The sequence below is a fragment of the Leekyejoonella antrihumi genome (genome assembly GCF_007845645.1).
In the GTDB taxonomy this organism is placed as follows: domain Bacteria; phylum Actinomycetota; class Actinomycetes; order Actinomycetales; family Dermatophilaceae; genus Leekyejoonella; species Leekyejoonella antrihumi.
This window is the reverse complement of record NZ_VCQV01000079.1, coordinates 1-6102: the sequence shown is the minus strand read 5'-3', so window position 1 is coordinate 6102 and position 6102 is coordinate 1. Positions and strand designations below refer to the sequence as shown.

At 67.9% G+C, this 6102-nt stretch carries 6 protein-coding genes; all 6 read left to right on the top strand.

Translation table 11 applies throughout. The features are described from left to right. Nucleotides 1-943: acyl-CoA carboxylase subunit beta (locus tag FGL98_RS24370; protein WP_281289214.1), on the top strand; the 943-nt coding region annotated here is incomplete at its 5' end. A gap of 78 nt (nt 944-1021) precedes the next feature. Further along, nucleotides 1022-1207, top strand: coding sequence for an acyl-CoA carboxylase subunit epsilon (locus FGL98_RS24365; RefSeq protein ID WP_146321387.1), 186 nt, complete (start codon nt 1022-1024; stop codon nt 1205-1207). 97 nt (nt 1208-1304) lie between these two features. Continuing rightward, entirely contained in the window at nt 1305-2957 is a 1653-nt protein-coding gene (locus FGL98_RS24360) for a DUF885 domain-containing protein (RefSeq protein ID WP_246136736.1), read from the top strand. 126 nt (nt 2958-3083) lie between these two features. Continuing rightward, on the top strand, nt 3084-4961 hold the full coding sequence (locus tag FGL98_RS24355; RefSeq protein ID WP_146321385.1) for a Na+/H+ antiporter: 1878 nt from the start codon (nt 3084-3086) through the stop codon (nt 4959-4961). 128 nt (nt 4962-5089) lie between these two features. After that, nucleotides 5090-5728 (top strand): Maf family protein, encoded by a 639-nt coding sequence (locus FGL98_RS24350; protein ID WP_246136735.1) that lies wholly within the window; start codon nt 5090-5092, stop codon nt 5726-5728. Nucleotides 5729-5763: 35 nt separating this feature from the next. Beyond that, on the top strand, nt 5764-5982 hold the full coding sequence (locus FGL98_RS24345; RefSeq protein ID WP_222432400.1) for a hypothetical protein: 219 nt from the start codon (nt 5764-5766) through the stop codon (nt 5980-5982). The last annotated feature ends 120 nt before the right edge of the window (nt 5983-6102 follow it).

The following is a 6102-nucleotide window of genomic DNA, read 5'->3' as shown; positions in this document are numbered from 1 at the left end:
CGCGCGCACCCACAACGCCCGATCCGGCGTCGCCCACTACCTGGGCGCCGACGAGGACGACGCGATCGCCTACGTCAAGGAACTGCTGAGCTACCTGCCGCCGAACAACCTCGACGAGCCCGAAGCGTTCGCGCCGGTCGGCGAGGGTGACCTGCAGGTCACCGACACCGACCGGCAGCTGGACACCTTCGTGCCCGACTCCCCCAACATGCCCTACGACATCACCCACGTCATCAGCCACGTCTGTGACGATGGCGAGTTCCTACAGGTCCAAGAACTCTTCGCGACCAACATCGTCGTCGGCTTCGCCCGCGTCGACGGGCAACCCGTCGGCGTCGTGGCCAACCAGCCCATGCAACTGGCCGGCACCCTGGACATCAACGCCTCCGAGAAGGCCGCCCGGTTCGTGCGCACCTGCGACGCCTTCAACCTCCCGGTCCTGACCTTCGTGGACGTGCCCGGCTTCCTGCCCGGCACCGACCAGGAATGGGGCGGCATCATCCGCCGCGGCGCCAAACTCCTCTTCGCGTATGCCGAGGCAACCGTCCCCCTGATCACCGTCATCACCCGCAAGGCCTACGGCGGCGCCTACGACGTGATGGGCTCCAAGCACCTGGGCGCCGACATCAACCTGGCCTGGCCGACCGCGCAGATCGCCGTCATGGGCGCCCAGGGCGCCGCGAACATCCTCTACCGCAAACAGCTCGCGCAGGTCGAGCAGGCCACCGGCGGCGACCCGGCCGCGATCGACACCAAGCGCCAACAGCTCATCGCCGAGTACGAAGACACCTTCGCCAACCCCTACATCGCCGCCGAACGCGGCTACGTCGACGCCGTCATCGAGCCCGCCGAGACCCGCGTACAAGTCATCCGGGCCCTACGCGCGCTACGCACCAAACGCGAGAAGCTACCACCCAAGAAACACGGCAACATCCCACTATGAACCAACCCCACAAAGTCTTCGCTCCTGCGTCGCTCAGTACTTTGCGGGGACCCCGGAATGTAGGAACGAGGCATCACAATGAGTGACCAGTCGCCACCGCCGGTGCTACGGGTGGTGCGCGGTGATGCAACCCCCGAGGAGATCGCCGTCCTCGTGGCGGTGCTGTCCGCTGCGGCCGGTGGCCCGGACTCGTCCGCCCCGCCCCGGTCGACCTGGAGCGGACGCAACCGGGCCAGCTGGCGAGGATCCGGCCTCCCTCACTGACCAGATCCCGCCGAGAGGTCAGTAACAACACTCGAAGGGTCACCAAGGTACAGGTATCGGGCGCACACGCGTCGGCACCTCGGGTACGTTCGACGGTGTGACTGAAGACACCAAGAGAACACCCACTCCCGTCGACGCGATCGCCGAGCAGCACCACGCCACCTCGGTGCGGCTGAGCCCGATCATGGCCACCTACATGGGCATTCCCGGGCACGATGGCGAGCTCGACGACTTCTCCCCCGACGGCCTGCAGGCTCGCGCCGACCTGGCCGGGCAGACGCTGCACGCACTGGAGCATGCGACTCCGGCCGACGACGTCGACAGGGTGACGATCGCAGCGATGAACGAGCGGCTCGGCCTGGAGGTCGAGATGCACGAGGCAGGCCTGGACGCCATGTCGCTGAACGTCATCGCCTCCCCGTTGCAGGCGATACGCGACATCCTCGACCTGATGCCGAGTGGCTCCGACGAGCACGTCGCCGCCATCGGCGGGCGGCTGCGCGCCATGCCGAAGGCGCTCGCGCAGTGGCAGGAGTCCCTCACCCAGGCCGCAGACCAGGGCCGGGTCAGTGCGCAGCGGCAGGTGCAGGCATGCATAAGGCAGACCCAGGACCACACCGCCGACGACGGTTACTTCCGAGCCCTGGCACACGCCCACCCGGCTCTGGCGGATGCCGCGGGAGAGGCGGCGACGGCCTACGCAGAGACCGGCCGATGGCTTCGCGAGCACCTGCTGCCGAAGGCGCCGGCGCAAGACGCCTGTGGCCATGAGATCTATCCCCTCTACTCCCGCGAGTTCCTCGGTGCCGCAGTTAATCTCGAGGAGACGTATGCCTGGGGTCAGGAGGAGCTCGCGCGCATCACCGCCGAGCAGCAGAAGGTGGTCGAACAGATCCTGCCGGGAGCCGGCATCAAGGAGACGATGGACCACCTCGACAAGAACCCGGCCTACCAGCTGCACGGCACCGTCGCGCTCCAGGAATGGATGCAGGAGAAGGCCGACGAGGCGATCGACGCGCTGGACGGCACGCACTTCGACATCCCGGACCCGGTGCGCACGATCGAGTGCATGATCGCGCCGACCCATTCCGGTGGCATCTACTACACCGGACCCAGCGAGGACTTCACCCGTCCGGGGCGCATGTGGTGGTCCGTTCCGAAGGGGGTCGAACACTTCGGCACCTGGCGCGAGCTGACGACCGTCTACCACGAAGGCGTACCCGGCCACCACCTCCAGATCGGTCAGACGATGTTCCGTTCCGGGCTGCTGAACTCCTGGCGGCGGATGGACGCGTGGACCTCCGGTCATGGCGAGGGCTGGGCACTGTATGCGGAGCGGCTGATGGACGAGCTGGGCTACCAGTCGGATCCGGCCAACCGGCTCGGGATGCTGGACGGGCAGTCTCTGCGAGCCGCCCGCGTCGTCCTCGACATCGGGGTGCACTGCGGGTTCGCGGCGCCGGCTGCGGTCGGTGGTGGCGAGTGGACCTACGACAAGGCGTGGGCCTTCCTGAACGCGCACGCCGACATGGCCGAGGGGTTCCTGCGGTTCGAGCTGGACCGCTACCTGGGCTGGCCGGGCCAGGCCCCGGCGTACAAGGTGGGCGAACGCATCTGGATGCAGTTGCGTGAGGAGGCCAAGGCCGCCGCAGGCGACGACTTCGATCTGAAGGCGTTCCACCGTCGCGCGCTGGACATCGGCGGGGTCGGTCTGGACACGCTGCGCGGCGCGGTGCTCGGCACCCTCTGACCCGACACCGAGAGGCATACCTCCCGCCGAGAGGCTCACCTCATTGGTGGGCCTCTCGGCGGTTTGCTATACCTCTCGACGCAAGATGTGGACCGGCGCGCCGGGCGGGTCTGACAGGATCACCGAATGGAGATCGCCGGATGGCTCGTCGTGATGAGCGCGACCGTGCTGGTCGTGGCGGTCGCAAGCAAGCGCGTCGGCGTCACTCCGCCGCTGTCGCTGGTCGTCGTCGGGGTGCTCGCGTCGTTCATCCCCGGGGTCCCGCAGGTTGAGCTGTCGCCCGACTTGGTGCTGATCGGGCTGCTGCCGCCGCTGCTGTATGCCGCCGCGATCCAGTCCTCGCTGGTGGACTTTCGCACGTTCAAGGTGCCCATTCTCATGCTGTCCGTGGGGCTGGTCGCCTTCACCGCGGTGGGTGTCGGGCTGGCCGTATGGTGGGTGCTCGGCGTCCCGTTCGCGGCCGCCCTGGCACTCGGGGCGGTCGTCGGGCCGCCGGATGCGGTGGCAGCGACGGCGATCGGCCGCCGCATCGGCCTACCCCGTCACGTGGTGACTCTGCTCGAGGGCGAGTCGCTGATCAACGATGCGACGGCGATCGTGCTGTTGCGCACGTCGGCGGCGGCCATCGTCGGAGCCGTCACCTTCGGGGATGTGGTCGGCGGGTTCGCTCTCTCGGCGATCGGCGGTGTGGTCGTCGGTGCTGTGGTGGCCTATGTCGTCGGCTTCGTGCAGAAGCAGGTCACCGAGGTCGTGGCGACGACCGCGCTCAGCCTGCTGATCCCCTACCTGGCCTACCTGCCGGCCGAGGAGATCCACGCTTCCGGGGTGCTGTCGGTCGTCGTGGCCGGCCTGTTGCTCGCCCACCGTGCGCCGGTGCAGCAGAGCGCGACGGCCCGCATCGGGCAGCGCACCAACTGGGCCACGATCCAGTTTCTGCTGGAGAACGTGGTCTTCTTGCTGATCGGTCTGCAGGTGCGCTCGATCGTGCGCAACGTCGTGCACTCGTCGGTCTCCTGGAGCACGATCGTGCTCGTCTGCCTCGTGACGTTCCTGGCAGTGGTGCTGCTGCGACCGCTGTGGATCTTCCTCTACCGCGTCGTGCTTCGACTCAGCGGCGACCCCAGCGGACTGCCGTTCCGCGACGCCGTGGTGCTGTCGTATGCCGGGATGCGCGGCGTGGTCACGCTCGCGGCGGCGTTCGCGCTCCCGATGCAGACCCCACACCGCAACGTGCTGGTGTTTGCCGCGATGATCGTCACGGCGGGAACCCTGCTGCTGCAAGGTTCGACCCTCCCGACGCTCGCCCGCCGTCTGGGGGTGCGGGGGCCGGACCTGCTGGAGGACGCACTGCAGGAGGCTCAGGTGATGCGGGCCGCCTCGATGGCCGGACTGCGCTTCCTGGAGGCCGCCCGCCGTGACGAGGAGCACCCTGTCAACGACGCGGTCGCGAACGAGCTGCGTCGGCGCTCCGAACGCCGCGTCGACGGTGTCTGGGAGCAGCTGGGCAATGCAGGCGAGGACTCCTCGCCGACACCGAGCGAGGTGTATGCCGCCGCCCGGCTGCGGATGCTGCAGGCCGAACGTGAAGAGGTGCTGCGCATCCGTGACGAGGGCCGGGTCGACCACGAGATCCTGCAGCACGTGATGAGTGTGCTGGACATCGAGGAGTCGATGCTGGATCGTGCGGAGGCTCGGGTGGAGACGTTGCGCGGCGCGGAGCTGCGCACCCCCGCAGCGGTGGCCGGTGAGTGTGACGACCTGATCGAGGCCACCCAACGCGCTCGTCCGCAGCCGAACGCCAATACCTGCGAGCAGTGTCGGGTGGACGGCACCGACCCTGTGCATCTGCGCATCTGCCTGACCTGCGGCCAGGTGGGCTGCTGCGACTCGTCCGTCGGGCGGCACGCCACCCGCCACCACCAGGAGACGGGGCACCCGGTCATGCAGTCCTTCGAACCGGGTGAGGTGTGGCGCTGGTGCTTCAAGCACCAGCTCCTCGGCTGACCCCCATGCCAACCCGCTCTCGGGTTGTGCACTTTCGCTCCAAAGGCGCAGCCACGGGTGCGCCTTTCGGGCGAAAGTGCACAGACGGGCGGGGCTGAGCGGTGCGCCTCGCGAGTAGGCTCGCGCCCGTGCAGCTGATCCTCGCCTCCGCCTCCCCCGCCCGCCTGAAAACCCTGCGCTCCGCCGGCATCGAGCCACGGGTGGTCGTCTCCCACGTCGACGAGCCCGCGGTCACCGCGGAGGCCCAGCAGCAGTTCGGACGGCTGGAGCCGGTGGACGTGCCGCTGCTGCTGGCGCGAGCCAAGTGCGAGGCGGTCGCGGCGCAGATTGGTGACGCAGATGCGCTGGTGCTCGGCTGCGACTCGGTCCTGGAGATCGACGGCGCCGTGCACGGCAAGCCGACGGATCCGCAGGACGCGATTGAACGGTGGGCCCGGATGCGAGGCCGCTCGGGCACCCTGCATACCGGCCACTGGCTAATCGATGCTCGGGCCGATGGCACGGGTGCCACCTTCGGCGTGGTCGGCTCGACTCTCGTGCAGTTCGCGGACATCGACGACGACGAGATCCGCGACTATGTCTCAACTGGTGAACCCCTCTATGTCGCAGGTGCTTTCACCGTCGATGGTCTCGGCGGGCCCTACATCACCGGCATCCAGGGCGACTACCACAATGTGGTCGGCCTGAGCCTGCCCGTGCTGCGCGAGATGCTCGCCGAAGTCGGCGTCCCGTGGCGCACTATTCGGGCGGCGAGCGGTCTAGGGTAACCGCATAGTCCGTCTATGTGATCTAGGAGTCCCGCATGCCGGAGGCGGTCGCTGCACCCCGCGAGAAGCTGACATCCGACCAACGCAACTCGTTCGCCGCGGCATACCTCGGCTGGGCCATGGATGCGTTCGACTACTTCCTGGTCGTGCTGATCTACGCCGATATCGCCAAGGACTTCGGCGTCTCGCTGGAGCGGATGGCGTTCATCACCACGATGACCCTGGTCATGCGACCGGTGGGCGCCTTCATCTGAGCCGCCCGCCAAAATTCGGACAGTTGATATCCAGTATTTCTATGCGGCGGAATGCGTCTCGTACCAGTCCTTCTCGGCCTGCTCCGGGGTCCGGTAACCGAGTGCTGAATGACGCCTTCT

Bases quoted from the DNA above. Each gene is read 5' to 3' on its own strand.
- FGL98_RS24355 (WP_146321385.1), top strand. From the start codon at position 3,084: ATGGAGATCGCCGGATGGCTCGTCGTGATGAGCGCGACCGTGCTGGTC.
- FGL98_RS24365 (WP_146321387.1), top strand. From the start codon at position 1,022: ATGAGTGACCAGTCGCCACCGCCGGTGCTACGGGTGGTGCGCGGTGAT.
- FGL98_RS24345 (WP_222432400.1), top strand. From the start codon at position 5,764: ATGCCGGAGGCGGTCGCTGCACCCCGCGAGAAGCTGACATCCGACCAA.